The organism is Sphingomonas sp. (genome assembly GCF_040398505.1).
GTDB lineage: Bacteria > Pseudomonadota > Alphaproteobacteria > Sphingomonadales > Sphingomonadaceae > Sphingomonas.
On record NZ_JBBATX010000043.1, the window covers coordinates 1 to 20,960 of the forward strand.

The following is a 20,960-nucleotide window of genomic DNA, read 5'->3' on the forward strand; positions in this document are numbered from 1 at the left end:
GGAAAATGGTGCGCCCGGAGGGAGTCGAACCCCCGACCGAGGAGGTAGAAGCTCCTTGCTCTATCCAACTGAGCTACGGGCGCACACCAATACGGTCTTTAGCGCGGATTGCGGAGCGGCGAAACCGGCTTCATAATTGTTCCTGAGTAGCGAAACAGGGGCAGTATGGACGGCTTGCAGACGATCGACGCGCGCGAAACTGCGGGCCGCGAATTCCGCTATTTCGATTTCGTGATGGTGGCGTTCGTCGTCATTCTGCTGCTGTCGAACGTGATCGGAGCGGGGAAGCCCGCGCTCGTCGATTTGCCGTTCATCGGGCCATGGCCGTTCGGGGCGGGAATCCTGTTTTTCCCGCTCAGCTATCTGATCGGCGACATCCTGACCGAGGTCTATGGCTATGCGCGCGCGCGGCGCTGCGTGTGGGCGGGCTTTGCCGGGCTGATCTTCATGGCCTTTATGGAGCAAGTCGTCGTCGCGCTGCCGCCCGCTTCGGGCTGGACCGGGCAAGCGTCGTACGAATATGTCTTCGGCAAATCGATCTTCGTCAGCCCCGAGGCGGCGACAGGTCTGCGCATCATCCTGGCCTCGATCACCGCCTTCTGGGTCGGCGAGTTTGCCAACAGCTTCGTCCTCGCCAAGCTGAAAATTCTGACTAACGGCCGAATGCTGTGGACGCGCACCGTCGGCAGCACAGTGGTGGCGCAGGGGTTCGACAGCCTGATTTTCTACCCGCTTGCCTTTTACGGCATGGCCGATTGGCCTGCGCACCAGATCGGCGCGGTGATGCTGAGCCAGTTCGTGTTGAAAGTGTCGTGGGAGGTGCTGCTGACCCCCGTCACCTATCTCGTTGTCAATTTCCTGAAGCGCCGCGAGGGCGTCGACGTGTACGACCGCGGGACCGATTTCTCGCCGTTCAAGGCGCGGCTTTAGGCGGCGAGCAACGCGTCGAGCGCGGCGCGATTGGCGGGATTAAAGGGATTGAGCAGCGTGATCCCGTCGATCGTCGCACCGTCTTGCATGTCTTCGGTCAGCATCACCTCGACATTGGCCGAGCGCGCTACCGCGATGATGAGGCTGTCCCAGAATTGCAGACGGTAACGCTGTGCCAAAGTTGCCGCCGCCAACAGGTGGTCAGGCGTCGTTCCGACAATTGGTAGAAGGCGAGACCAAGCCTGCACCAACGCACTGGCAGCGGCAAGATCAGCCGGATTTTTGCGCCGGACCAAAGCCAGAAACTCGCCAAGCACCTGAGTCGTCAAGAGACAGTCGAGCGTGACGATCCGATCGAGCACGGAGCGCGCAATAATCTGCTTGTCTGGGTTCAACGTGTCGGACGCGTAGTAGAGGACGTTCGTATCGAGCGTCAGCATCATAAAGGTGCGTCGCCGTATATATCATCCTCGGTCAGCGGCCCGCCGCCGAGCGTGAACCCCTTGTCAAGGATCGCATTGGCCTGGGCAAGTGCGGCATACCACGCCGCGTCCCGCGCGATGCGCTTGGGACGCAGTTCGGCGACGATCTTGCCGTTCTTGGAGATATCGACGGTGCCGCCCGCCTCAACCATCGCGATGGCGCGCGAGACGCTGGCGTTGAATTCTCGGACCGACATAACCGTCATGTTCGTTCCCCATGTCGCTACAGTTGCAACATAGCGTTCAGGCCTCGCTCAAGCAACCAGCTCGAACAGCCCTTCGAACATCCGTCGCCCGTCATTGCCGCCATGCGCTGCGGTTTCGATCCGGCGTTCGGGATGGGGCATCAGGCCGAGCACGTTGCCGCTCGCGTTGAGGATCCCCGCAATATTGCGGGCGGAGCCATTAACCGAATCGGCGTAGCGCAACGCCACACGCCCTTCGCCTTCGAGCCGGTCGAGCGTCGCTTCGTCGGCGGCGTAATTGCCGTCGTGGTGCGCGACCGGAAGGACGATGCGTTCGCCCGCGGCGTAGCGGCTGGTAAAGGCGCTTTGCGCATTCTCAACCGTCAGCGGCACGTCGCGGCAGACGAAATCGAGCCCGGCGTTGCGCATCAGCGCACCGGGAAGGAGCCCCGCTTCGGTGAGGATCTGGAAGCCGTTGCAAATGCCGAGCACCGCCACGCCGCGCTCGGCCGCCGCGGTCACCGCCGCCATGATCGGCGAACGCGCGCCGATCGCGCCCGAACGCAGATAATCGCCATAGGAAAAGCCGCCGGGTAGCGCGATCAGGCCAACGCCATCGGGCAATTCGGTGTCGGCGTGCCACACCATTGTCGGGGCCGTCCCGCTCACGTCGCGCAATGCCACCGCAATGTCGCGGTCGCAATTCGAGCCGGGAAAGACGATGACCGCGCTCTTCACACCCGTTCCACCCGGTAATTTTCAATCACGGTGTTGGCGAGCAGCTTGCGGCACATCGCGTCGATCTGCGCATCGTCGGTCTCATCGGCGACATCGAGTTCGATCAGCTTGCCCGCGCGCACATCGTTGACCCCGGCAAAGCCGAGGCCGCCGAGCGCCTTGTGGATCGCGCGGCCCTGCGGATCGAGCACGCCGGGCTTCAGCGTGACGAAAATGCGGAGCTTCATGGGCGTATCCTAAGATCAGTGGTGCGCGCGCTATGGCCGCGTGCGGCCGCGCTCGCAACCGCCCCCGCGACCGCCCGCGTCATTTTCCCTTGCTCAGCCGATGCTTTTCGAGATCGAGCACCGCGCCGTCGGCCCCCTCGGGCAGCAGGCCGAGGCGCCGCGCGACTTCCTGATACGCCTCGACTTCGCCGCCGAGATCGCGGCGGAAGCGATCCTTGTCGAGCTTCTCGTTGGTCTGCATGTCCCACAAGCGACAGCCATCGGGGCTGATCTCGTCGGCGAGGATGATGCGCGGGTAATCATTGTCCCACACGCGACCGAATTCGAGCTTGAAGTCGATCAGGCGGATGCCGATCCCGGCGAACAGCCCGCACAGGAAATCGTTCACGCGAATGGCGAGGTCGGCGATGTCGTGCATCTCCTCCTGCCCCGCCCAGCCGAACGCGGCGATATGTTCATCGGTGATCATCGGATCGCCGAGCGCATCGTCCTTATAATAATATTCGATGATCGTGCGCGGCAGCTGCGTGCCTTCCTCGATGCCGAGTCGCGTCGAGATCGATCCGGCGGCGACGTTGCGGACGACGACTTCGATCGGGATGATCTCGACCTGGCGGATCAACTGCTCGCGCATGTTGAGGCGGCGGATGAAGTGCGTCGGCACGCCGATGAGGCCGAGCAGCGTGAAGATGTGCTCGGAAATCCGGTTGTTGAGCACGCCCTTGCCGCTGATCGTGCCCTTTTTCTGGGCGTTGAAGGCAGTCGCATCGTCCTTGAAATATTGGATCAAAGTACCCGGCTCGGGACCCTCATAGAGGATCTTGGCCTTGCCTTCGTAAATCTGGCGGCGACGTGCCATGTGTGCAGATACCCTTAGAAAACGAGTGGCCCCGGCAACGCGGGGAAAACGCGGGCCGGGGCGCTAAGCTGCAAGCTATATCGGAAGCGGAAGGGGGGTGCAATCAGCTTGGGCCGATGCGAACGATTGCGTGCGCGATACCCCGCGCGCGCCGTCATTCGGCGGGTTCGTGTTCTTTCGCCTCGTCGCGCTGGAACCAGCGCTGGACAACGTTGCGATTCGATTCGGCGTCGGGGGCCGGAGCGGGCGGTAGGACGGGGGGCGCGGTGGCTTCGGTCCGCGCGAGCAGCCAGCGCAGACCGAGCGCGCCGCCCAGCAGCAACACGAGCCACGGCCCGATTCCCGCCAGCACCACCAGCAATCCGGCGAGCGAGGACAGGAACGTGTCGCCCGCGCTGGCCAGCGTCGCCTCGGGCGACGCACCGATCCCGGGGATGCCGCCGCTCGATGTGTAAGTGAAAAGCACCGGCGCGGTGGCGACCGAGCTTCCAGCGGCCGCGTCGACCTCGCCGATCGTGGCAATTGCACTGCGAAATCGTTCGGCCTTGGTGCTCGCCTGCGCTTTTTGCTCGGGCGTCGCCGCGGCACGGACGCGGGCGTCGGCGGTCACAAGCGCTTGCTGCAGTTTCGCGAGCACGCCGTCGCCGCGCCCGCCTGCGGTCGTCTCGACGCCCGCGACATCGGCGTCGGTCATCGTGCCGCGCGCGTTGGTCACGGTCACTGCTGCTGATCGACCGAAGGCGCGCGCGATCGCGGGATCGAGCGTCAGCGTCAGCACGGCGGTGATCGTGTTATCCTGCCCGACCGTGTAGCGCATCGCGGTGATGTGACAGCGTGCCGGGCCGAGCTGATCACAGCCGCGCGCATGGCTTTCCTGCACGGCTTCGATCCGGCTGGCGGGCAAGCGGAAGGCGTAGCGATAATCGAAGCTGCCATCGGCAATGTGCATCGCCGCATCGGCGGTCTTTGCCTTGCCGCCGGCTTGCGCTCCGGCGAGATTCGCCGAATTGCATCCGCTCAACAGCACTATGGCCGCGAGAGCACCCAAGAATCGCATGGTCGATATCCCCCCGAAACCGGACATAGCAGTTTTGGTTAACGCGTGCACTGCTGCTTAAGTGACAGCGTGCCGTTTCGAGAAGGCCGGATCGGCATAGGCCTCGGTCGCAAGAATCGCGCCGAGAATCGCGCCAGCGCGCCAAACGTCTTCATAGCCGAGATAGAGCGGCGTCAGGCCGAAGCGCAGAATATCGGGATCGCGGAAATCGCCGATCACGCCGCGCGCGATCAGCGCCTGGCACAGCGCATAGGCCGCAGGGTGACGAAACGCGATGTGGCTGCCGCGCTGCGCCGGGTCGGCGGGGGAGACGCATTCGAGACCAAGCCGCGCGCCGATTGCCGCAAACAGGTCGAACAATGCCGCGCTCTTTGCCGCGACCTGATCGCGATCGACATCGCGCCACAGATCGACGCCGGCTTCGAGCCCGGCCATCGCCAGCATCGGCGGCGTCCCGGCCAGCCAGCGCGTCATGCCGGGGGCAGGGGCATAGGCGTCGGCAAAGGCAAAGGGGGCGGCATGCCCCATCCAGCCCGATAGCGGGCTGGCGAGCCGATCCTGCAGGTGCCGCGCGACGAACAGGAAGGCGGGCGCGCCGGGGCCACCGTTGAGATATTTATAGCCGCAGCCGACCGCGAGATCGGCCCCCGCGCCGTTCAGATCGACCGCAACCGCGCCGACGCTATGGCTCAGATCCCACAGCGCCAGTGCGCCGGATTCGTGCGCGCGGGCGGTCCATCGCGCCATGTCGTAGCGTTCGCCGGTCTTGTAATGGACGTGAGTCAGCAACGTGACCGCGGTGTCGCGGTCGATCGCGCCGTCCAGATCGCCGCGCGCCACCGCGATGAGCCGTGCGCCAGGCACGCAGCCGACGGCGCCCTCGGCAATGTGGAGGTCGGTCGGGAAATTGCCGTTCTCGCTGACGATCATGTGGCGCGCCGGATCGTGGCGGAGTGCGGCTACCAGCAGTTTGAACAGATTGACCGAGGTCGAATCGGCGACGATCACTTCGTCGGGGTGCGCGCCGATCAGCGCTGCGATCTTGCCGCCGATCCGCTGCGGCGCGTCGATCCAGCCTTCGTTCCAGCTGCGGATCAGCCGATCGCCCCATTGGCGATCGACCAGGTCGGTGAGCGCGGGCACGGTGGCGCGCGGAAGCGGGCCGAGCGAATTGCCGTCGAGATAAATCACGCCATCGGGCAAGGCGAAGCGATCGCGGTAGGTGCGCAGCGGGTCGGTGGCGTCGAGGACGCGGGCTTCGTCGCGGGTCATGCGGCGGCCCTCGAAGCGCGTCGCAATCGCCTCCCCTCCCTGGAGGGGAGGGGAGGCGCGGTGCGGCAGCCGTCAGTGCGATGGAAATGCGTCGCGTTCACGTCTTCAACCCCGCCTTGATCAACCGTTTCGCTTGCGACCAGGCCGCGCTTTCCGGCGCGATCAGTTCGACATGGCCGGTGTGTTCGATCACATGCAGCGCGATCCGATCGCCCTTCGCTTTGGCCTGCGATTCATAGCCGGTGCCGAACCGCAACGAAATGATCTTGTCCTCAGCCCCGTTGACCAGATCCTGCGGCACGCCGAGCGGCAGCAAGCGTGGGACCGACGTATCGGCATAGACATCGGCGCGCGCGCCGGGCTTGCCGACGAGCTGCGCGACCACCTCGACGCCGCAGCCATTGTCGGGGCTGGCCGCGGTCGCCGCGAGATCGGGCAAGCCGCCGAGGCTGATGACCCGCGCGATTTTCAGCGGACGCGCGGCATGGAGCGGGCTGCTGCGCGCAATGCGCGGTCGCGCCGCCAGCCACAAAGCGAGGTGCCCGCCGGCGGAATGCCCGACCGCGACGATCCGCTTCGTGTCGAGATGATACTCTGCCGCATGCGCCTTAAGCGCGTCGGCCGCTGCGGCGACGTCGAGAAACGTCCCCGGATAGCCGCCGCCCGGCACATCCACCCCGCGATAGTCGATGTTCCACACCGCGATCCCGTTCGTCCGCAAATCGGCGGCGATCCAGTTCATCAGGCTGCGGTCAGCGATGCTGGTGGTCCAGCATCCGCCATGCACCATCACGACGACGGGATGTTTGCCGGTGCCAGCGGGGAGCCACACATCGACCTTCTGCTGGGCATCGGCGCCGTACGCGATCGTCGCGTCCGGTTTGGGCTGCACCCGCTTGGTCAGATCGGGCCAGCGCAGTGGCGTAAACGGGGCGGCAGCGGCAGCGGTCATGCCGGAAAACAAGACCAGCAGCGCGAGGGTGATAAGACGATGCATCGCGCTGGCATAGTCGATCGCGGCTGTCGGCCCAACCGATGATCTGCACCGCTCCACGGTCGCATCCGGATTGGTCGCACGGCCGCGCGGGAGGATAGACGCGCCCGCCTGCGGCCTGCTACCCGCATTGCATGCCGACCGACCTGACCGATCCGTTCAACGCCATCGTCGATGCGCCGTTCGATAGCGCGCTTTCCGACCGCTATCTCGTCTATGCGCTGTCGACGATCACGGCGCGGTCGCTGCCCGATGTGCGCGACGGGATGAAGCCGGTGCATCGCCGCTTGCTGTGGGCGATGCGGCAGCTGCGGATGGACCCGAGCACGCCGTACAAGAAATCAGCGCGTGTCGTCGGCGAAGTGATCGGCAAATACCATCCGCACGGCGACAGCTCGGTCTATGACGCGATGGTCCGGCTCGCGCAGGATTTCTCGGTGCGCTATCCGCTGGTCGAAGGGCAAGGCAATTTCGGCAATATCGACGGCGATAACGCCGCCGCCTTCCGCTATACCGAGGCGCGGCTGACGCAAGTCGCGATGGATTTGATGGCGGGGCTCGACGAAGACGCCGTCAGCTTCAAACCAACCTATAATAATGAAGAGCAGGAACCCGAGCTCTTCCCCGGAGCCTTCCCCAACCTGCTGGCAAATGGTGCGGCGGGGATCGCGGTCGGCATGGCTACGAATATCCCGCCGCACAATGCGGCCGAGCTGTTCGACGCCGCGATCATGCTGATCGACCAGCCCGACGCCGGCGATGCGGCGCTGCTCGAACATATCAAGGGCCCCGATTTCCCGACCGGCGGCCTTGTCGTCGACAGCCCCGCGGCGATTGCCGAGGCATACGCCACCGGGCGCGGCGGGTTCCGGCTGCGCGCGCGCTGGCACATCGAGGATCAGGGGCGCGGCACCTGGAACGCGATCGTCACCGAGATTCCGTACGGCATCCAGAAGGGCAAGTTGATCGAGCAGATCGCGGCCATCGTCAACGACAAGAAGCTGCCAATCCTGGCCGATATTCGCGACGAATCGGACAGCGAAGTTCGCATTGTGATCGAACCGCGCAGCCGTACGGTCGATGCCGACATGCTGATGGAAAGCCTGTTCCGGATGAGCGATTTGGAGGTGCGCTTCAGCCTCAACCTCAACGTGCTCGATGCCACGCGCACGCCCCGCGTGATGAGCTTGCGCCAAGCGCTCGCGGAATGGATCGCGCATCAATTCATCGTCCTGCAGCGGCGCACTGCGCACCGGCTGGCGAAGATCGCCGACCGGATCGAGCTGCTCGACGGCTATATCGTCGCCTATCTCAACCTCGACCGCGTGATCGAGATCATCCGCACCGAGGATGAGCCCAAACCGGTGATGATCCTGGAGTTCGCGCTCAACGATCGTCAGGCCGAGGCGATTCTCAACATGCGCTTGCGCTCGCTCAGGCGGCTCGAAGAGATGGAGTTGCGCAAGGAGCGCGAGGGGCTTGAGACCGAACGCGCCGGGCTCGACGCGCTGCTCGGCAGCGATGCGCGGCAGCGGACGCGGCTGAAGAAGGACTTTGCCAAGCTGCGGGAGCGTTACGGCCCCGAGACCAAGCTCGGCAAGCGGCGCACGACGGTGGCCGAGGCGGCCCCGGCGCGCGACATTCCGCTCGACGCGATGATCGAGCGCGAGCCGATCACCGTGATTCTGTCGCAACGCGGCTGGATTCGCGCGATGAAGGGCCATCTCGACGCTGCGGGTCTCGCCGCGCTGAAGTTCAAGGATGGCGACGCGGCGCTGTTCGATTTCACCGCGCAGACCACCGACAAGATCGTGATCGCGGCCGAAAACGGTCGCTTTTTCACGCTTGGGGCCGATAAATTGCCCGGCGGGCGCGGCTTTGGCGAGCCGGTACGGCTGATGATCGATCTCGACGGGGATAGCGGCATCGTCGGGATTTTCCGCGCCAGCATCGCCGAGAAATTGCTCGTCGCGGCCAGCGACGGACGCGGCTTTCTGGTGCGCAGCGCCGATGTGCTGGCCGAAACGCGCAAGGGCAAGACTGTGGTCACGCCCAAGCTCGGCGCGAAACTCAAGATCGTGCGCCCGGTCGCGCCAGAGGCCGATTATGTCGCGGCGATCGGCGACAATCGGCGCTTGCTGGTGTTTCCGCTGGCCGAGCTTGCCGAACTTTCGCGCGGGCAGGGGGTGCAGTTGATGCGCTTCCGCGACGGTGGCCTGTCGGATGCGACGACCTTCATCTTCGCGCAGGGGCTGAGCTGGCCGATGGGCGGCGATAGCGGCCGAACCCGGACCGAGACCGATCTCGGCCCGTGGCGCGCGGCGCGCGGGGCGGCGGGACGGATGCCGCCCAACGGCTTTCCGCGCGACAATCGGTTTTGACGATCCGCCGGTGCCACCGGTATCAGATCGCACAAGTCCCTGAAAAAACGATGCGTTGAGCGGGTTTTAACGAATAGCGCCTATCGCAGGGGAAATGGCGCTCAAGTCGCATCCTGCTTTGGCCTCCTCGACCGCAGCGCACGCGCTGAGCGGCGTTGATTCGTACGCGGCCGCGGTGATGATGGCATCGCGCGCGATCAGCTTGCTGCCCGTGCCTGCCGCGATCGTCCAAGTAACTGAAAGCGCGAGTGACACGGACGCCAAGCCGACCGTCGCCATCGTCACGGCAAACCGCGCGCATGATATTGCGGGCTTGGGCGGCGGCGAGCGCCGTCGCTCCCTCGTGGCGCAGATCGAGGCCCGGATTATCGCCTTCATCAAGGGCGATTCGCTTCGCGCCGAATTTCAGATCGATTATGGCGATGCGGTCGAATGCCGCCATTATCAGGCCACGCTCGCGCGGCTGACGCGCAATGCGGAACAGCGCTGTATGCTGGTGCTGGTCGATCAGACTGCCGAACTGCGCACCGAGCACAATCTGCGCCGCGAGATGTTGACCGACAGTTTGACCGGCCTGCCCAATCGCGCCGGGTTCAGTGATCGCCTCGAAACCTTGCTGGCCGATCCCGAACTGCGCGCGCGTTATGCGGTGCTGGTGATCGATCTCGACCGGTTCAGCCGCGTCAACGCGTGTCTCGGATCGATGACCGGCGACGAACTGCTCATCACCGTCGCGCGGCGTTTGAAGGGCGCGTTGCGCGCGCAGGACGTCCTCGCGCGGACCGGGGGCGATGAATTCGGCATCTTGCTGACGCTCGAAGATGGGGTGGGCGATGCCGAGAATGTCGCCAGGCGCATCCAGGCGGCGCTGGCGACGCCGTTCCGGCTCTCCGATTTCGAAATTCGCGTCGCGTGTTCGATCGGTATCGCCTTCGGCGCGCCCGAGATCGACGATAGCGAGGAGCTGATTCGGCACGCGCAATTTGCGGTCAAACGCTCGAAGGGCACCGGCAAGACCGAGGCATATCAGACCCAGGCGTTCGACATTGCGCGCGAACAGTTTGGCATGGAAACCGCCTTGCGCCGCGCGATCGAACGCGGGCAGATGCGGCTCACCTATCAGCCGATCATCGACCTTGCGACCGGGCAGTTGGTCGCGTTCGAATCGCTGGCGCGGTGGCGCGGCGAGGATGGCACCGAACATTCCCCCAACGATTTCATTCCCGTCGCCGAGGAATCGGGGCTGATCGTCCCGCTCGGGCGCTGGGCGATTCAAGAGGCAGCGGCAACACTCGCCGAGTGGGATGCGCGGCTTGGGGGGACCTGCGGTGCCAAGCTGGCGGTCAACCTGTCCGCGATCCAGTTGCAACGCGACGCGATCGCGCCGGTGGTGCAATCGGCTTTGGCCGCCCACGGGCTCGATGGATCGCGCTTCACGCTCGAATTGACCGAAAGCGCGCTCGTCACCGATCCCGACCGCATCGCCGGGATCATGCACGCGCTGAAAGACCTCGGCACGACGATCGCGATGGATGATTTCGGCACAGGCTATTCCAACCTCGCTTATCTGCAAAAGCTGCCGATCGACGTGCTCAAGATCGACCGCAGTTTCGTGTCCGGTATGCTGTCAGACCGCGACAAGATTGCGATCGTCCGCGCGATTCTGTCGCTCGCGCAGGCGCTCGGCATGCAGACGACGGCCGAGGGGATCGAGACCAACGAACTCGCGCAGACGCTGGCGGCACTCGGCTGCACTTATGGTCAGGGCTATCTCTACGCGCGTCCGCTGGAAGCCGAAGCGGCCTATGCGATGTTGGCGGAACGTTTGAACTGAGCCACCGCTTCGTCGGCGATCGCGCCCGTGCGTTCGGCATCGGGAAAGCGTTCCGTGATCCAGCGATCCTCGACCAGCCTTAGCAAACGCGCGACGTCCGGCCCTTTATCGACCCCGCGCGCAACGATCGCGCCGCCGCTGAGCGGGAAGGTGGGGGCGGCCCAATCGCGGATGAATCGCGCATTTTCGGCATCTTCGGGATGGGCGATCAGCCACCGGTCGAGCGCGCGCTCGGTGCCGAGCCGATATGCCAGCGCCTCAGGTTGGGGTACGCCGGGGGTCAGCGCCGAAACGATGCGTTTGCGCTGGAGCGTCGACAGCTTCAGCCGCGCCGCGACATCCTCGCCGATGGCCGCATTGCGCGGCAGGATCGCGGCGAGGCGGCGGATCGGATCGGGGGCGAGAGCCGCCGCGGTCTCGCCCGCCGCGACGTGCGCGAACGCTTCTACGCCGGCGGGCACGATCTCGGGCAGCACCGGCAACAGGATGCCGCGTTCGATCATCAGCGTCAGCGTCGCCACCGCGCCGGGGGCGATCAGCAATTTCAGCATCTCCGCCGCGATCCGTTCGCGCGACAAGGCCATCAGATCGTTCGCGCGCGCGGCGCAAGCCTCCAGCCCTTCGGCATCGGGCCCATCACCGAAGCGCGCGTGGAAGCGGAAGAAGCGCAGAATGCGCAAATGATCCTCGGCGATGCGCTGCAACGGATCACCGATGAAGCGTACGCGTCCCGCCGCCAGATCGGTGCGACCATTGAAATAGTCGAAAATTTCGCGGGTGACCGGATCGGCATACAGCGCGTTGATCGTGAAATCGCGGCGCGCCGCATCCTCGCGCCAATCGTCGGTGAAGGCGACCGTTGCGTGGCGTCCGTCGGTCGCGACGTCGCTGCGCAGCGTAGTGATCTCGACCGGCTTGCCATCGGCCAGCACCGCCGTGATCGTGCCGTGCGCGATTCCGGTCGGCACCGCCTTGATCCGCGCGGCGCGTAAGCGGTCGATCACCTCTTCCGGCGTGTGCCGCGTCGCCAGATCGACGTCGGACACGTCAATGCCGAGCAGCGTATCGCGCACCGCCCCGCCGACAAAGCGCGTTTCGCCGCGCCGCGCACCGAGCACATCGCACAGTTCGCGCAGACCCGGTCGCGTCTGCCACGCGGCCTCGGGCAGGATCAGCTGCTCCATCGTAGCCGCCGCGAGAGATTGACGATCATCGCCGCCGTGGCGCCCCAAATGCGATGCTCGCCCCACATGATCTCGTAATAATGCCGGTTGCGGCCCTGCCACTCGACGCTTGCTTCGATATGGTTGCCCGAATCGAGCAGGAAGCCGAGCGGCACTTCGAAGATGGCAGCGACTTCGGCGGCGGCACCCGTGAACACCAGATCGGGCGGGACAACGCCGATCACGGGCGTCACTTCGAACCCGGTGACCGTGCGATAGCGATCGGCCTCGCCGACCAGCGTCACGAGCGCGCGTGGTAGGGCGATTTCCTCCTCGGCCTCGCGCAAAGCGGCAGCCGAGGGGCTGGCATCGCCCGGATCGATCCGCCCGCCGGGAAAGGCGATCTGTCCGGCATGGCGCGACAACGTATCGGTCCGGCGCGTCAGGATAACCCCGGGCTCGGCACGGTCGGTCACCGGGACCAAGACCGCCGCCTGCGCCAGCGGGGCCACGATCGCGTCGAGATCGGCATGGTCGCCGGTCAGCAACACCGTGTCGCCGTCATGCGCCATCTCAAGCGCATGGCGCAGCCGCTCGACCAGCGTCATGCGGCGGCGTCCGTGGCGGTTGGCTCGATCGCGAAGAACTGACCTGCGCTCCATATCCCCGGCGGCGTATCGTCGCCATCGATCGCGCGCTGCGCCAGCTCGTAATAGACCGCGCGCGCGACCACGGCATCGAGCCCGCCGCGCACGTGGAGATAGGGGCGCGGACCATCGTCCCGCGCTTCGAACCGCAGCGGATGCGCGGCGTCGGCGGTGACGAGATCGCCGGTGTTGAGCCGGAAGGTCAGCACGCTGTCGCGCCCCGTGCCGCTCGCTTTCAGCTCGACCGCGACGAACGGGGCATCCTCGACCACGATATCGAGCTTCTCGACCGGCGTGACGAGGACATAGGATCCGTCGGATTCGCGTCGCAGGATCGTCGCGAACAGCCGCACCATCGCCTCGCGCCCGATTGGCGATCCCTGATGATACCACGTCCCGTCGCGCGCGATGCGCATTTCGCTATCGCCGCAATGCGTGGGGTTCCAGCGCTCGATCGGCGGCAATTTGCGCTCTTCAGCAAGGCGCGCAATGTCGGCGAGCGACAAAGCGGCGAGATCGGGGATCGGCTCCATCGGCATGCGCTCGCGGTAGGGCAGCCAGCCGGAGAGGTAAAGTCAGGCGAGTGCGGCAATCCTCGGCCCAAGGATGCCCGCGCCGCCCGGCACGCCCGTGCCGCGGGCGAGCAGACGGTGGCGCTCGACCGGGCCGGGGACCCGCCATTGTGCGGTGCGCGACGCGTCAAAGCCGAAAAAGCGGCCATAATATTCCGGATCGCCGATCAGCGTGATCGCATCGGCCAACCCAGCCGCCTCGGCCGCAGCCAAGGCGTGCGCGGTGAGCGCGCGACCGATGCCGCCTTGCTGTCGGTCAGGCTCGACCGCAACCGGCCCGAGCTGGACCATCGGCACGTCGGATCCATCATCGCCCGCGAAGCGAATCGGCCAGCACTGGATCGTCCCCACCAGCGCCCCGTCGGTCATGCCCGCAAAGCTGAGGTCGGGGATCGACACCATCCCGGCGCGAATCCGATACGCCGTGCGCAAATGCCGATCGACCCCGAACGCGCGGTCGAGCAACTGCTCGACCGTGACGGGGGCGATATTCGCAATCGGCACGAATTCGATCACGCGGTGTTCCTTTACGCTATCGGCCGCCCATGGACCGGTGGGGCGCCGCGCTCTACCCTGTGCTTTAGTGAACGCAAGCCGAATGGGGAGTCGCCATGAAACTCTATGACGCCGTCTGGGCCCCGAGCCCGCGCCGGGTCCGGCTCTACCTTGCCGAAAAGGGGATCGAGATCGAGCGGGTGATGGTCGATCTGCGCAGCGACGAGCAATTGGGCGACGCCTATCTCCGGGTCAATCCGCGCGGTGCCGTGCCCGCGCTCGAGCTCGATTCTGGCGAGGTGATTTGCGAATCGTCGGCAATCTGTCGCTATTTCGAGGCGTTGCACCCGCCTTCTCCGCTGTTCGGGGAGACGGCGCTGGATATCGCGCGGATCGAATCCTGGACGCGTCGGATCGAGCAGGAGGGCTATGCCGCCGTCGTGTACGTGCTGCGCAACCAGCGCGACGCATTCCGGGATCGCGGGGTCGCGGGGAAATGGCCGGTTGTCCCACAAATCCCCGAACTGGCGGAGCGCGGTGCGATTCTATGGGGTGCGTTCACCGCCGCGCTCGATAAACATTTGGCCGGGCGCGCCTGGATCGCGACCGATGCCTATAGCTTCGCCGACATCTCCGCGCTCATCACGCTCGATTTCGCCAAGGCGGCCAAGCTGGTGGTGCCCGCCGGGCAGGCCAACCTGCTGCGCTGGTACGAAGCAGCGGCGGCGCGGCCGAGTTCGGCCGCCTGACGGTTCCCCTTCCGCCCACATCTGCTATGGCGCGCCCCCATACCGATGGAAGGCTTGCCTTGACCGACCGATTGACGCTGAACGTACACGACCTCGAAGTGCTGGTGCTGACCGGCATTTATTCGGAGGAGACGCATCTGCCGCAGCCGCTGCGGATTTCGCTGACAGTCGACCTCGCTGTGCCCGCGCGCTTCGATCCAGATACGCCGCTTGCCGAATCGAAGAATTATCTCGACTTGAAACACGCCGCGACCACCGCTTTGCCAGCGGGCGTGCATTTCAAATTGGTCGAGGCGGTCGCCGATCACATTTGCGAGACGCTGTTCCTGCAGGACACGCGCGTGCAGCGGGTCGAGGTCGCGATCGTCAAGCTCGCCATTGCCGAGGCGGGCGAAGCGATCGGCATCACGCTGGTGCGGAACCGCCGTTGAAGGATGCGCTGACGGGCGCGCTGGCAGCGGTGCCAGGCGACGGGACCGCGGTGATCTTCGTCGGCGATGTTGCCGATCTGCCGCTAATCCGTGCCGCGGCGGTCGATCATGCGCTGGTGCTGATGGTGCTCGCACCGACCGTCCCGATTCTGGACAGAAATATGCTGCTCGCAGCCGTCGGCGTTCTGGCGGTCGATTGTGCGCCGCGTGCCCGGATTGCCGCGCTCGATGTGCGCCCCGGCGCCGACGTCGATGACGTTGTGGCGACCGCACTGTTCCTGGCAACCGCCGAATCGACCACGGGTCAGATTGTGCCAGTCACCCCACGCTAAGGCGCGCTACGGTCGCCCGCCGCGGTCGCAGGTTCCGAGCGTTTGCACCACCAGCGCGTAATCCTGCCGCGCGATCTCCGCGTCCGGGCCGTTTGAGGTCAGCACGGCGTCGGGCAGGGTCGGCGGCAGGGTGCAGGCCAGCCGATACCATAAGAGCGTATCGCGTGGCGGTGGCGGGTTGCCCTCACCGACCACTTCGCCAAGCGCGACCGACCAATGGGGCGGCTGGCCGTTCTGCCGCACGATGCCAAGCGAAATCGGGCGACCATCGGCGGTCGACAGGAAAATCTGCGTCGCGCCCTCGCCCGGAATCGTTCCCGGCGTATGAAAGGCATTGCCGATCCCGGTCACGGTCGGAGGTGCATCGGGCGCGAGCGTTTCGCGCACGATCTGGCGCGTGAGGGCATCGCCGCCCGGGGTCCAGCCGCGCTGCCCGTCGCGGCGGACGAGCTGCACCTGGCCGACCGTGCCCGCCACACCCCGCGCAAACAGCAGCACGCGCGACTTGCGATAGCGCGGTGGTCGACCCTGCGCGTTGAGCGGAACGTCGATCGTATAGCCGACCCGCGTGGCCACCGCGCCGGGGCCGCGAATCAGTGCCATGACGTCGGCCTCGATATAGAGCCGCGCCTCGCCGGGCGGGAGGCCGGGCGCGTCGATCGGCTTCAGCCGCAATTCGCTGCGCACCGTTGCATCGATAATCACCGGAGCGGCGACGACCAGATCGGCATAATCGGCATAGGGTGGCGTCGGCAGCGCAGATTCCGGTGGTATTGGAAGGCGTTGCTGGCCATTGAGGGCGCTCGCCGGGATCAGGGCGAGGAGCGCCGCCAGCGCGGTTTTAGGAACGTGAAGCATCGCTAACTGTTACTCGCCCGTGCCGATTTTAAACAGAAATAATTCTGCCACGCAGTGGTTGTACGTTTGTTGCGTGAGACAAAGCGTTTGCGTCGCGGTTTTGAGCGCGATAGAGGTGCCGCCTGTCCGAGATATATAGTCGCCAAGTGACAGGCCGGATTACGATTGGACGTTACGGATCGGCCTAAAGCCGTCGTGCCGGAATAGAGGAGTTTCGTTTCTGAATGGCTTACGCTGATCGCAATACAGGAGGTAGCCGCATCGTCTCGATCGTGATCGTTTCGATCGTCGTTGCGGCGCTAGCCTATGGATTCGTTAACGGTCTGACCTTCTCCTACGTGAAGAAGCTGACCGAGAAGCTCAACACGTTCGACGTGGTCGAGCCGCCACCCCCGCCGCCGGAGACACCGCCGCCTCCGCCGCCCGAACAGCCGCAGCTGCAGACCCCACCGGTCGTGTCGCCGCCGCCAATCGTGCGCGTGCCGTCGCCACCGCAGCAGGTGATTACCCAGACCCAGATCCCGCCACCGTCGCCACCCGCGCCGCTCGCCGGGCCGCCAGCGCCAGTCTTCGTTCCCGCCCCGCCGACGATCAGCAAGGCAGCGGCACCACGAGGCAATCCGAACGACTGGTTCACCAACGACGACTATCCGTCGGACGCGTTGGCCGCAGAAGCGCAGGGTACGACCCGTATCAAGTGGGACATCGGGCTAACCGGACGCGTGGAGAATTGCCAGATCGTCTCATCGAGCGGAAATTCGTCGCTCGACCGGGCGGCTTGCGCTGCGGCCACGCGGCGTGGGCGCTACACGCCCGCACTCGATGCGTCGGGTAAGCCGATCAAGCAATTTGGCATCTCCCGCGGCGTTTCCTGGAGACTGCCTGAGTAAACCCACCGTTCATGCGGCTCCCCGGCGGGCTGCTAATTTTTTTCGAGAAGGAACCACCTCTGATGTCGACACATATCCTCGCCGCCGGTGCCAGCGCCGCCGACCAATTCGGCGTTTTCAACGCCCTCGCCCAGGGTGGCGCCCTCACCATCACGACCGCCAGCATTCTTGGCATCATGCTGTTCGGCTCGCTGTACATTCTGTTCACCAAGCTGTTCGAGCAACAGAAGATCATCAGCCAGGGCCAGCGCGTCCGCTCGACCTTCTGGTCGGCAAACTCGCTGCGCGAGGGTGCGGCAAAGCTCGAGAAGAACTCGGCCTATAAGCAGATCGTCGATGACGGCATTTATGCGCAGGAGCAGCATGCGCGCCTGACCGATCCGGTCGAAGCGCATGACTGGGTTCATGGTTCGCTCGCGCGTTCGGAAGCGGCGATCAACTCGCAGCTGGGTGGCGGTCTCGCCTTCCTCGCGACCGTCGGTGCGACCGCGCCGTTCATCGGCCTGTTCGGTACCGTCGTCGGCATTCTGCGCGCCCTGATCAAGATCGCACAGTCGGGCGACGCGTCGCTCGACAAGGTTGCAGGTCCGGTCGGTGAGTCACTGATCATGACGGCAGTCGGTCTGGTCGTCGCGGTTCCGGCGGTGCTCGCGTACAACTTCCTGCAGCGTCGCAACAAGGGGATCGCGGAGCGCCTGAGCGCGTTCTCGAACGACGTGCTTGGATATCTCGCTTCGGACGGTGCGGTTCGCCCGGTCGTTTCCGGCAAGACCGCAGCCGCGAAGCCTGCAGCAGCGAAGCCCGCTGCAACGACGACGGCTGGCGCGCAGACGCGTATCTAACAGCCTATGAACGGGGTCGTCGCGCGGACGACCCCGCTTCCCTCGCCGTCCGGCTGGGCCGGACGGCATGAACGACACGAATAGGATGGCCTTTCATGGCGATTAGTGCAGGCGGCGGCGACGAAGACGCCCCAATGTCCGACATCAACACCACGCCCCTCGTGGACGTTATGCTGGTGATGCTTATCATCTTCCTGATCACGATCCCGGCGATCGTGCAGACGGTGAAAGTGAAATTGCCCGACACTCGCTATATACCGACCGAAACCAAGCCGGAGAACGTCTCGCTTTCGATCACGAAAGATGAGGGCGGCAATTGCCTGGTGTTCTGGGGCGAGACGCGGGTGACGCATGAGGAACTGCTCAAACGCTCGACCGACAAGCTCAAGGAGATTGTCGACAAGGCGGGCGGCGCGGACAAATTGACGACCGACGATCTGCCCGAGGCGCACATCCGCGGCGATGTCGATACCCCGTATCGCTGCATCGGTGGGGCGATCTACACGATGCAATCGGCCGGTTTCGCCAAAGTAGGCTTCATTTCGCAGCCACCACCCCCGGGCGTAGCATCTTAATGCGTGCTTTAGCACCAAGGAGTATTTGATATGGCAATCAGCGCCGGTCGCGGTGATGACGAGCCAATGATGGACATGAACACGACGCCGTTGATCGACGTCATGCTTGTGCTTCTCATCATGTTCATCATCACCATCCCGATCCAGACGCATGCGGTGAAGGTCGATCTGCCGATCAATGACCCGAACCAAGTCAAGCCGCCGATCGATCCGCAAAAGAACAAGATCGTCATTCAGCCGGACGGCGTCATTCTCTGGAATGGTGCGGCGACCGACGAAGCGACGCTGCAGCAATACCTTGTCGCGACCAAGGCGTTGAACCCCGAGCCCGAGCTGCACTTCCAGCCCGACCCGGCGGCGCGCTATGAGAAGGTCGACAAGGTTCTGGTGATCATCAAGCGGTCCGAAGTGACCAAGCTGGGTTTCATCGGCAATGAGCAGTTCGGCAACGATTTCTGATCGTTAGCGCGCTTGTTCTGCATTTTAGGGCGGTCCTTCGGGGCCGCCCTTTTTGTTTGCGGATCGTCCGCCGCGCATAAGGGAAATCCCTAACTCCAAGGGGCCTTGCCTCCATTTCATATAAGTGACACAACAATGTCACAAATATGAAACGATTCCGTCATGGAAGATATGGAGGGTTTATGAAGTTCGCCCATTTTGGCCTGATCGCCTTGGCCGCCGCCGCGCTGTGCGCATCCACCGCCGCCGTCGCTGCCGATGAAGGCAATGGCGCGGTGCAGATCATGAAGGGCGATTATGTCGCGGCCGAGCGGATCATCCGCGATCAGGCGAAGATCTTCCCCGGCGACCCCGATTTGCTGCTCAACCTGGCCTCGGTCTATCGCCACACCGGGCGCATGAGCGAGGCGCGTGCGCTGTACCGCGCGGTGCTGGCGCGGCCCGATGAACTGATGGACTTACCCGACACCGCCGTGCCACAGACCGCACATACGCTGGCCAGCGCGGCGCTTGGCAGCATGGATGCGCCACAGCTCACGGCCCGCTGAAGCGCGGGTGCCGCGCCCGGTGCGCGGCGTCCGTTCTCGGCTAGAGCCGCGGCAGCGTGACCCCGCGTTGCCCCATATATTTGCCCGCGCGATCGGCATAGCTGACTTCGCACGGCTCATTGCCCTGCAGGAACAGGAATTGGCACGCGCCTTCATTGGCGTAGATCTTCGCGGGCAGGGGCGTCGTGTTCGAGAATTCGAGCGTGACATGCCCCTCCCAGCCGGGTTCGAGCGGGGTTACGTTGACGATGATCCCGCACCGCGCATAGGTCGATTTGCCGAGGCAAATCACCAGCACGTCGCGGGGCACGCGGAAATATTCGACCGTTCGCGCCAGCGCGAAGCTGTTTGGCGGGATGATGCAGACGTCGGTCTTGCGGTCGACGAAGCTGTTGGCGGCGAAATCTTTGGGATCGACGATGACGCTATCGATGTTGGTGAAGATCTTGAATTCGTCGGACACGCGCGCATCATAGCCATAGGAGGACAGGCCATAGCTGATGCAGCCGTCGCGCTTCTGGCCATCGACAAACGGCTCGATCATGCCGGTGGCGAGCGCCTGCTCGCGGATCCAGCGGTCGGACAGAATGGACATGTGTGGAGCTCCCTATGCTGACGGCTTCTTGCCGGTGCAAGCCGTTTGGGCAAGGGGCACGTTGCGGCTAATGCGCCGCGATGCGCAGCCTGAGCAGCCCCGTTATGGGCGGGTCCAGGGCTGCGGCCCATATTCCCAAGCCCAGGGCACGCCGGTTTCGCCCAATATGCTGCCGACGATGGCCGGAAACATCGCCTCGGCGCGAACGTCGTTCGACAGGATGACGACGCAGCGCGCACCGCGCTTGACGCAGACCCAGGTGTTCCCAGTGGAATCGTTGTGCCCACCCTTGTAGAAGCCCGGTCCTTGGGGCCCGCGGAACGTGATGACCCCGAGCCCGGCAGACAAATCCCTGATCCGCGCCGCTGCGGGCGCTTCGGGTTGCAGCGTTGGAAATTGGGTGGCGGTGGTGATTGGCAGTTGCGGGCGCAGCATCGCGCTACGCAGGGATTTGGCCAGCCCGTGCGGGCGCATGAACCCAGCGGCAAAGCGCGCGAAATCTGCGATCGTTGTGTCCGTCGATCCCGCCGCGCGGACCGTGCTGCGCGCGTCATGCGGCTCGGGGTTGCCCTCCGCCGTCCAGCCGTCAGCAAGGTTTGTCGCAAAATCGGGCCGCCACGTCATGCTCGTCGTTGTCATGCCAAACGGGCTGAACACGCGGGTTTGCATTTCGTGGCCAAGATCTAGGCCAAGGCCCTGTTCGAGAACGAATTGCAGCAGGATCATGTCATCGCCAGAATAGGCGTAGCGGCTGCCGGGTTCGAAGTGGATGCGCAGCTTGCGGTCAGGCTCAAGGAACCCGAAATTGGCAAAGCCCGAGCCGTGCTGCAGCAAAATTCGCGGGG

26 protein-coding genes and 1 tRNA gene are annotated in these 20,960 nt (G+C 64.8%); 11 read left to right on the forward strand and 16 right to left on the reverse strand.

Annotated features, from left to right (window positions below; all coding sequences use genetic code 11):
- Positions 1-6 precede the first annotated feature (6 nt).
- A tRNA-Arg gene (locus tag ABWP09_RS07365) sits at positions 7-83 on the reverse strand.
- An 82-nt stretch (positions 84-165) separates the two neighbouring features.
- Here ABWP09_RS07365 and ABWP09_RS07370 point away from each other — a divergent pair.
- A complete protein-coding gene (locus ABWP09_RS07370) occupies positions 166-930 on the forward strand; it encodes a queuosine precursor transporter (RefSeq protein ID WP_353204501.1) in 765 nt (254 codons plus the stop codon).
- On the opposite strand, the gene ABWP09_RS07375 is transcribed toward ABWP09_RS07370, so the two are convergent.
- From ABWP09_RS07375 to ABWP09_RS07410, 8 genes are all read right to left on the reverse strand, one after another.
- Positions 927-1,373, reverse strand: a complete 447-nt coding sequence (locus ABWP09_RS07375) for a PIN domain-containing protein (protein ID WP_353204502.1) — start codon at positions 1,371-1,373, stop codon at positions 927-929. The genes ABWP09_RS07370 and ABWP09_RS07375 overlap by 4 nt on opposite strands.
- Positions 1,370-1,618 (reverse strand): type II toxin-antitoxin system Phd/YefM family antitoxin, encoded by a 249-nt coding sequence (locus tag ABWP09_RS07380; protein WP_353204503.1) that lies wholly within the window; start codon positions 1,616-1,618, stop codon positions 1,370-1,372. The genes ABWP09_RS07375 and ABWP09_RS07380 overlap by 4 nt, the downstream gene beginning before the upstream one ends.
- Positions 1,619-1,666: 48 nt before the next feature.
- Entirely contained in the window at positions 1,667-2,335 is a 669-nt protein-coding gene (purQ, locus tag ABWP09_RS07385) for a phosphoribosylformylglycinamidine synthase subunit PurQ (protein WP_353204504.1), read from the reverse strand.
- On the reverse strand, positions 2,332-2,562 hold the full coding sequence (gene purS / locus ABWP09_RS07390; RefSeq protein WP_353204505.1) for a phosphoribosylformylglycinamidine synthase subunit PurS: 231 nt from the start codon (positions 2,560-2,562) through the stop codon (positions 2,332-2,334). Before purS ends, purQ begins: the two co-directional genes overlap by 4 nt.
- Before the next feature lie 79 nt (positions 2,563-2,641).
- Positions 2,642-3,421 carry a phosphoribosylaminoimidazolesuccinocarboxamide synthase gene (purC, locus tag ABWP09_RS07395; protein ID WP_176496575.1) on the reverse strand — a complete coding sequence of 260 codons (780 nt, stop codon included), beginning with the start codon at positions 3,419-3,421 and terminating at the stop codon, positions 2,642-2,644.
- A 154-nt stretch (positions 3,422-3,575) separates the two neighbouring features.
- Positions 3,576-4,448, reverse strand: coding sequence for a hypothetical protein (locus ABWP09_RS07400; RefSeq protein WP_353204506.1), 873 nt, complete (start codon positions 4,446-4,448; stop codon positions 3,576-3,578).
- An 87-nt stretch (positions 4,449-4,535) separates the two neighbouring features.
- Entirely contained in the window at positions 4,536-5,750 is a 1,215-nt protein-coding gene (gene kynU / locus ABWP09_RS07405) for a kynureninase (protein ID WP_353204507.1), read from the reverse strand.
- A gap of 97 nt (positions 5,751-5,847) precedes the next feature.
- Positions 5,848-6,747: an alpha/beta hydrolase gene (locus tag ABWP09_RS07410; protein WP_353204508.1), complete on the reverse strand. Its 900-nt coding sequence runs from the start codon at positions 6,745-6,747 to the stop codon at positions 5,848-5,850.
- 131 nt (positions 6,748-6,878) lie between these two features.
- On the opposite strand from ABWP09_RS07410, the gene parC reads away from it, so the two are divergent.
- Entirely contained in the window at positions 6,879-9,125 is a 2,247-nt protein-coding gene (gene parC, locus ABWP09_RS07415) for a DNA topoisomerase IV subunit A (protein ID WP_353204509.1), read from the forward strand.
- Positions 9,126-9,219: 94 nt separating this feature from the next.
- Entirely contained in the window at positions 9,220-10,959 is a 1,740-nt protein-coding gene (locus ABWP09_RS07420; protein WP_353204510.1) for a putative bifunctional diguanylate cyclase/phosphodiesterase, read from the forward strand.
- On the opposite strand, the gene ABWP09_RS07425 is transcribed toward ABWP09_RS07420, so the two are convergent.
- Genes ABWP09_RS07425 through ABWP09_RS07440 form a run of 4 tightly spaced genes read right to left on the reverse strand, consistent with a single transcriptional unit; the run spans position 10,929 to position 13,857 of the window.
- Positions 10,929-12,143: a CCA tRNA nucleotidyltransferase gene (locus ABWP09_RS07425; RefSeq protein ID WP_353204511.1), complete on the reverse strand. Its 1,215-nt coding sequence runs from the start codon at positions 12,141-12,143 to the stop codon at positions 10,929-10,931. The two genes, ABWP09_RS07420 and ABWP09_RS07425, sit on opposite strands and share 31 nt — an antisense overlap.
- Positions 12,131-12,730, reverse strand: coding sequence for a CoA pyrophosphatase (locus ABWP09_RS07430; protein ID WP_353204512.1), 600 nt, complete (start codon positions 12,728-12,730; stop codon positions 12,131-12,133). Before ABWP09_RS07430 ends, ABWP09_RS07425 begins: the two co-directional genes overlap by 13 nt.
- The gene (locus ABWP09_RS07435; RefSeq protein WP_353204513.1) at positions 12,727-13,308 is read right to left on the reverse strand and encodes a DUF1285 domain-containing protein; all 582 of its coding nucleotides are present in this window, start codon (positions 13,306-13,308) and stop codon (positions 12,727-12,729) included. Before ABWP09_RS07435 ends, ABWP09_RS07430 begins: the two co-directional genes overlap by 4 nt.
- Before the next feature lie 36 nt (positions 13,309-13,344).
- Positions 13,345-13,857, reverse strand: a complete 513-nt coding sequence (locus tag ABWP09_RS07440; RefSeq protein WP_353204514.1) for a GNAT family N-acetyltransferase — start codon at positions 13,855-13,857, stop codon at positions 13,345-13,347.
- Between the two features lie 95 nt (positions 13,858-13,952).
- Here ABWP09_RS07440 and ABWP09_RS07445 point away from each other — a divergent pair, with 95 nt between their 5' ends.
- From ABWP09_RS07445 to ABWP09_RS07455, 3 genes are read left to right on the forward strand one after another with little or no spacing between them, the layout of a single operon-like run.
- On the forward strand, positions 13,953-14,585 hold the full coding sequence (locus ABWP09_RS07445; protein WP_353204515.1) for a glutathione S-transferase family protein: 633 nt from the start codon (positions 13,953-13,955) through the stop codon (positions 14,583-14,585).
- 59 nt (positions 14,586-14,644) lie between these two features.
- Positions 14,645-15,016: a dihydroneopterin aldolase gene (locus ABWP09_RS07450; RefSeq protein ID WP_353204516.1), complete on the forward strand. Its 372-nt coding sequence runs from the start codon at positions 14,645-14,647 to the stop codon at positions 15,014-15,016.
- Positions 15,013-15,348, forward strand: coding sequence for a Rossmann fold domain-containing protein (locus tag ABWP09_RS07455; protein WP_353204517.1), 336 nt, complete (start codon positions 15,013-15,015; stop codon positions 15,346-15,348). The genes ABWP09_RS07450 and ABWP09_RS07455 overlap by 4 nt, the downstream gene beginning before the upstream one ends.
- Positions 15,349-15,354: 6 nt before the next feature.
- Here ABWP09_RS07455 and ABWP09_RS07460 read toward each other — a convergent pair whose 3' ends face one another.
- Positions 15,355-16,206, reverse strand: coding sequence for a hypothetical protein (locus ABWP09_RS07460; protein ID WP_353204518.1), 852 nt, complete (start codon positions 16,204-16,206; stop codon positions 15,355-15,357).
- 224 nt (positions 16,207-16,430) lie between these two features.
- On the opposite strand from ABWP09_RS07460, the gene ABWP09_RS07465 reads away from it, so the two are divergent.
- The 5 genes from ABWP09_RS07465 to ABWP09_RS07485 all read left to right on the forward strand — a co-directional run bounded on the left by ABWP09_RS07465 (position 16,431) and on the right by ABWP09_RS07485 (position 19,520).
- Positions 16,431-17,096 (forward strand): TonB family protein, encoded by a 666-nt coding sequence (locus ABWP09_RS07465; RefSeq protein ID WP_353204519.1) that lies wholly within the window; start codon positions 16,431-16,433, stop codon positions 17,094-17,096.
- Between the two features lie 62 nt (positions 17,097-17,158).
- Positions 17,159-17,938 carry a MotA/TolQ/ExbB proton channel family protein gene (locus tag ABWP09_RS07470; RefSeq protein ID WP_353204520.1) on the forward strand — a complete coding sequence of 260 codons (780 nt, stop codon included), beginning with the start codon at positions 17,159-17,161 and terminating at the stop codon, positions 17,936-17,938.
- A gap of 95 nt (positions 17,939-18,033) precedes the next feature.
- Positions 18,034-18,513, forward strand: coding sequence for an ExbD/TolR family protein (locus ABWP09_RS07475; protein WP_353204521.1), 480 nt, complete (start codon positions 18,034-18,036; stop codon positions 18,511-18,513).
- 30 nt (positions 18,514-18,543) lie between these two features.
- A complete protein-coding gene (locus ABWP09_RS07480; protein ID WP_353204522.1) occupies positions 18,544-18,972 on the forward strand; it encodes an ExbD/TolR family protein in 429 nt (142 codons plus the stop codon).
- Between the two features lie 182 nt (positions 18,973-19,154).
- The gene (locus tag ABWP09_RS07485; RefSeq protein WP_353204523.1) at positions 19,155-19,520 is read left to right on the forward strand and encodes a tetratricopeptide repeat protein; all 366 of its coding nucleotides are present in this window, start codon (positions 19,155-19,157) and stop codon (positions 19,518-19,520) included.
- A 40-nt stretch (positions 19,521-19,560) separates the two neighbouring features.
- Here ABWP09_RS07485 and dcd read toward each other — a convergent pair whose 3' ends face one another.
- Entirely contained in the window at positions 19,561-20,115 is a 555-nt protein-coding gene (gene dcd / locus ABWP09_RS07490) for a dCTP deaminase (RefSeq protein ID WP_353204524.1), read from the reverse strand.
- A gap of 102 nt (positions 20,116-20,217) precedes the next feature.
- The coding region (locus tag ABWP09_RS07495; RefSeq protein ID WP_353204525.1) for a serine hydrolase domain-containing protein at positions 20,218-20,960 on the reverse strand (743 nt) is incomplete at its 5' end.

Excerpts from the sequence above, each read along its gene's own strand:
- dcd (WP_353204524.1), bottom strand. The coding sequence starts at position 20,115 with ATGTCCATTCTGTCCGACCGCTGGATCCGCGAGCAGGCGCTCGCCACC.
- ABWP09_RS07425 (WP_353204511.1), bottom strand. The coding sequence starts at position 12,143 with ATGGAGCAGCTGATCCTGCCCGAGGCCGCGTGGCAGACGCGACCGGGT.
- ABWP09_RS07475 (WP_353204521.1), top strand. The coding sequence starts at position 18,034 with ATGGCGATTAGTGCAGGCGGCGGCGACGAAGACGCCCCAATGTCCGAC.
- ABWP09_RS07485 (WP_353204523.1), top strand. The coding sequence starts at position 19,155 with ATGAAGTTCGCCCATTTTGGCCTGATCGCCTTGGCCGCCGCCGCGCTG.
- ABWP09_RS07480 (WP_353204522.1), top strand. The coding sequence starts at position 18,544 with ATGGCAATCAGCGCCGGTCGCGGTGATGACGAGCCAATGATGGACATG.
- ABWP09_RS07460 (WP_353204518.1), bottom strand. The coding sequence starts at position 16,206 with ATGCTTCACGTTCCTAAAACCGCGCTGGCGGCGCTCCTCGCCCTGATC.
- purC (WP_176496575.1), bottom strand. The coding sequence starts at position 3,421 with ATGGCACGTCGCCGCCAGATTTACGAAGGCAAGGCCAAGATCCTCTAT.
- parC (WP_353204509.1), top strand. The coding sequence starts at position 6,879 with ATGCCGACCGACCTGACCGATCCGTTCAACGCCATCGTCGATGCGCCG.
- ABWP09_RS07470 (WP_353204520.1), top strand. The coding sequence starts at position 17,159 with ATGTCGACACATATCCTCGCCGCCGGTGCCAGCGCCGCCGACCAATTC.
- ABWP09_RS07435 (WP_353204513.1), bottom strand. The coding sequence starts at position 13,308 with ATGCCGATGGAGCCGATCCCCGATCTCGCCGCTTTGTCGCTCGCCGAC.
- kynU (WP_353204507.1), bottom strand. The coding sequence starts at position 5,750 with ATGACCCGCGACGAAGCCCGCGTCCTCGACGCCACCGACCCGCTGCGC.
- ABWP09_RS07465 (WP_353204519.1), top strand. The coding sequence starts at position 16,431 with ATGGCTTACGCTGATCGCAATACAGGAGGTAGCCGCATCGTCTCGATC.
- ABWP09_RS07445 (WP_353204515.1), top strand. The coding sequence starts at position 13,953 with ATGAAACTCTATGACGCCGTCTGGGCCCCGAGCCCGCGCCGGGTCCGG.
- ABWP09_RS07410 (WP_353204508.1), bottom strand. The coding sequence starts at position 6,747 with ATGCATCGTCTTATCACCCTCGCGCTGCTGGTCTTGTTTTCCGGCATG.
- ABWP09_RS07375 (WP_353204502.1), bottom strand. The coding sequence starts at position 1,373 with ATGATGCTGACGCTCGATACGAACGTCCTCTACTACGCGTCCGACACG.
- ABWP09_RS07430 (WP_353204512.1), bottom strand. The coding sequence starts at position 12,730 with ATGACGCTGGTCGAGCGGCTGCGCCATGCGCTTGAGATGGCGCATGAC.
- ABWP09_RS07380 (WP_353204503.1), bottom strand. The coding sequence starts at position 1,618 with ATGACGGTTATGTCGGTCCGAGAATTCAACGCCAGCGTCTCGCGCGCC.
- purS (WP_353204505.1), bottom strand. The coding sequence starts at position 2,562 with ATGAAGCTCCGCATTTTCGTCACGCTGAAGCCCGGCGTGCTCGATCCG.
- ABWP09_RS07370 (WP_353204501.1), top strand. The coding sequence starts at position 166 with ATGGACGGCTTGCAGACGATCGACGCGCGCGAAACTGCGGGCCGCGAA.
- ABWP09_RS07420 (WP_353204510.1), top strand. The coding sequence starts at position 9,220 with ATGGCGCTCAAGTCGCATCCTGCTTTGGCCTCCTCGACCGCAGCGCAC.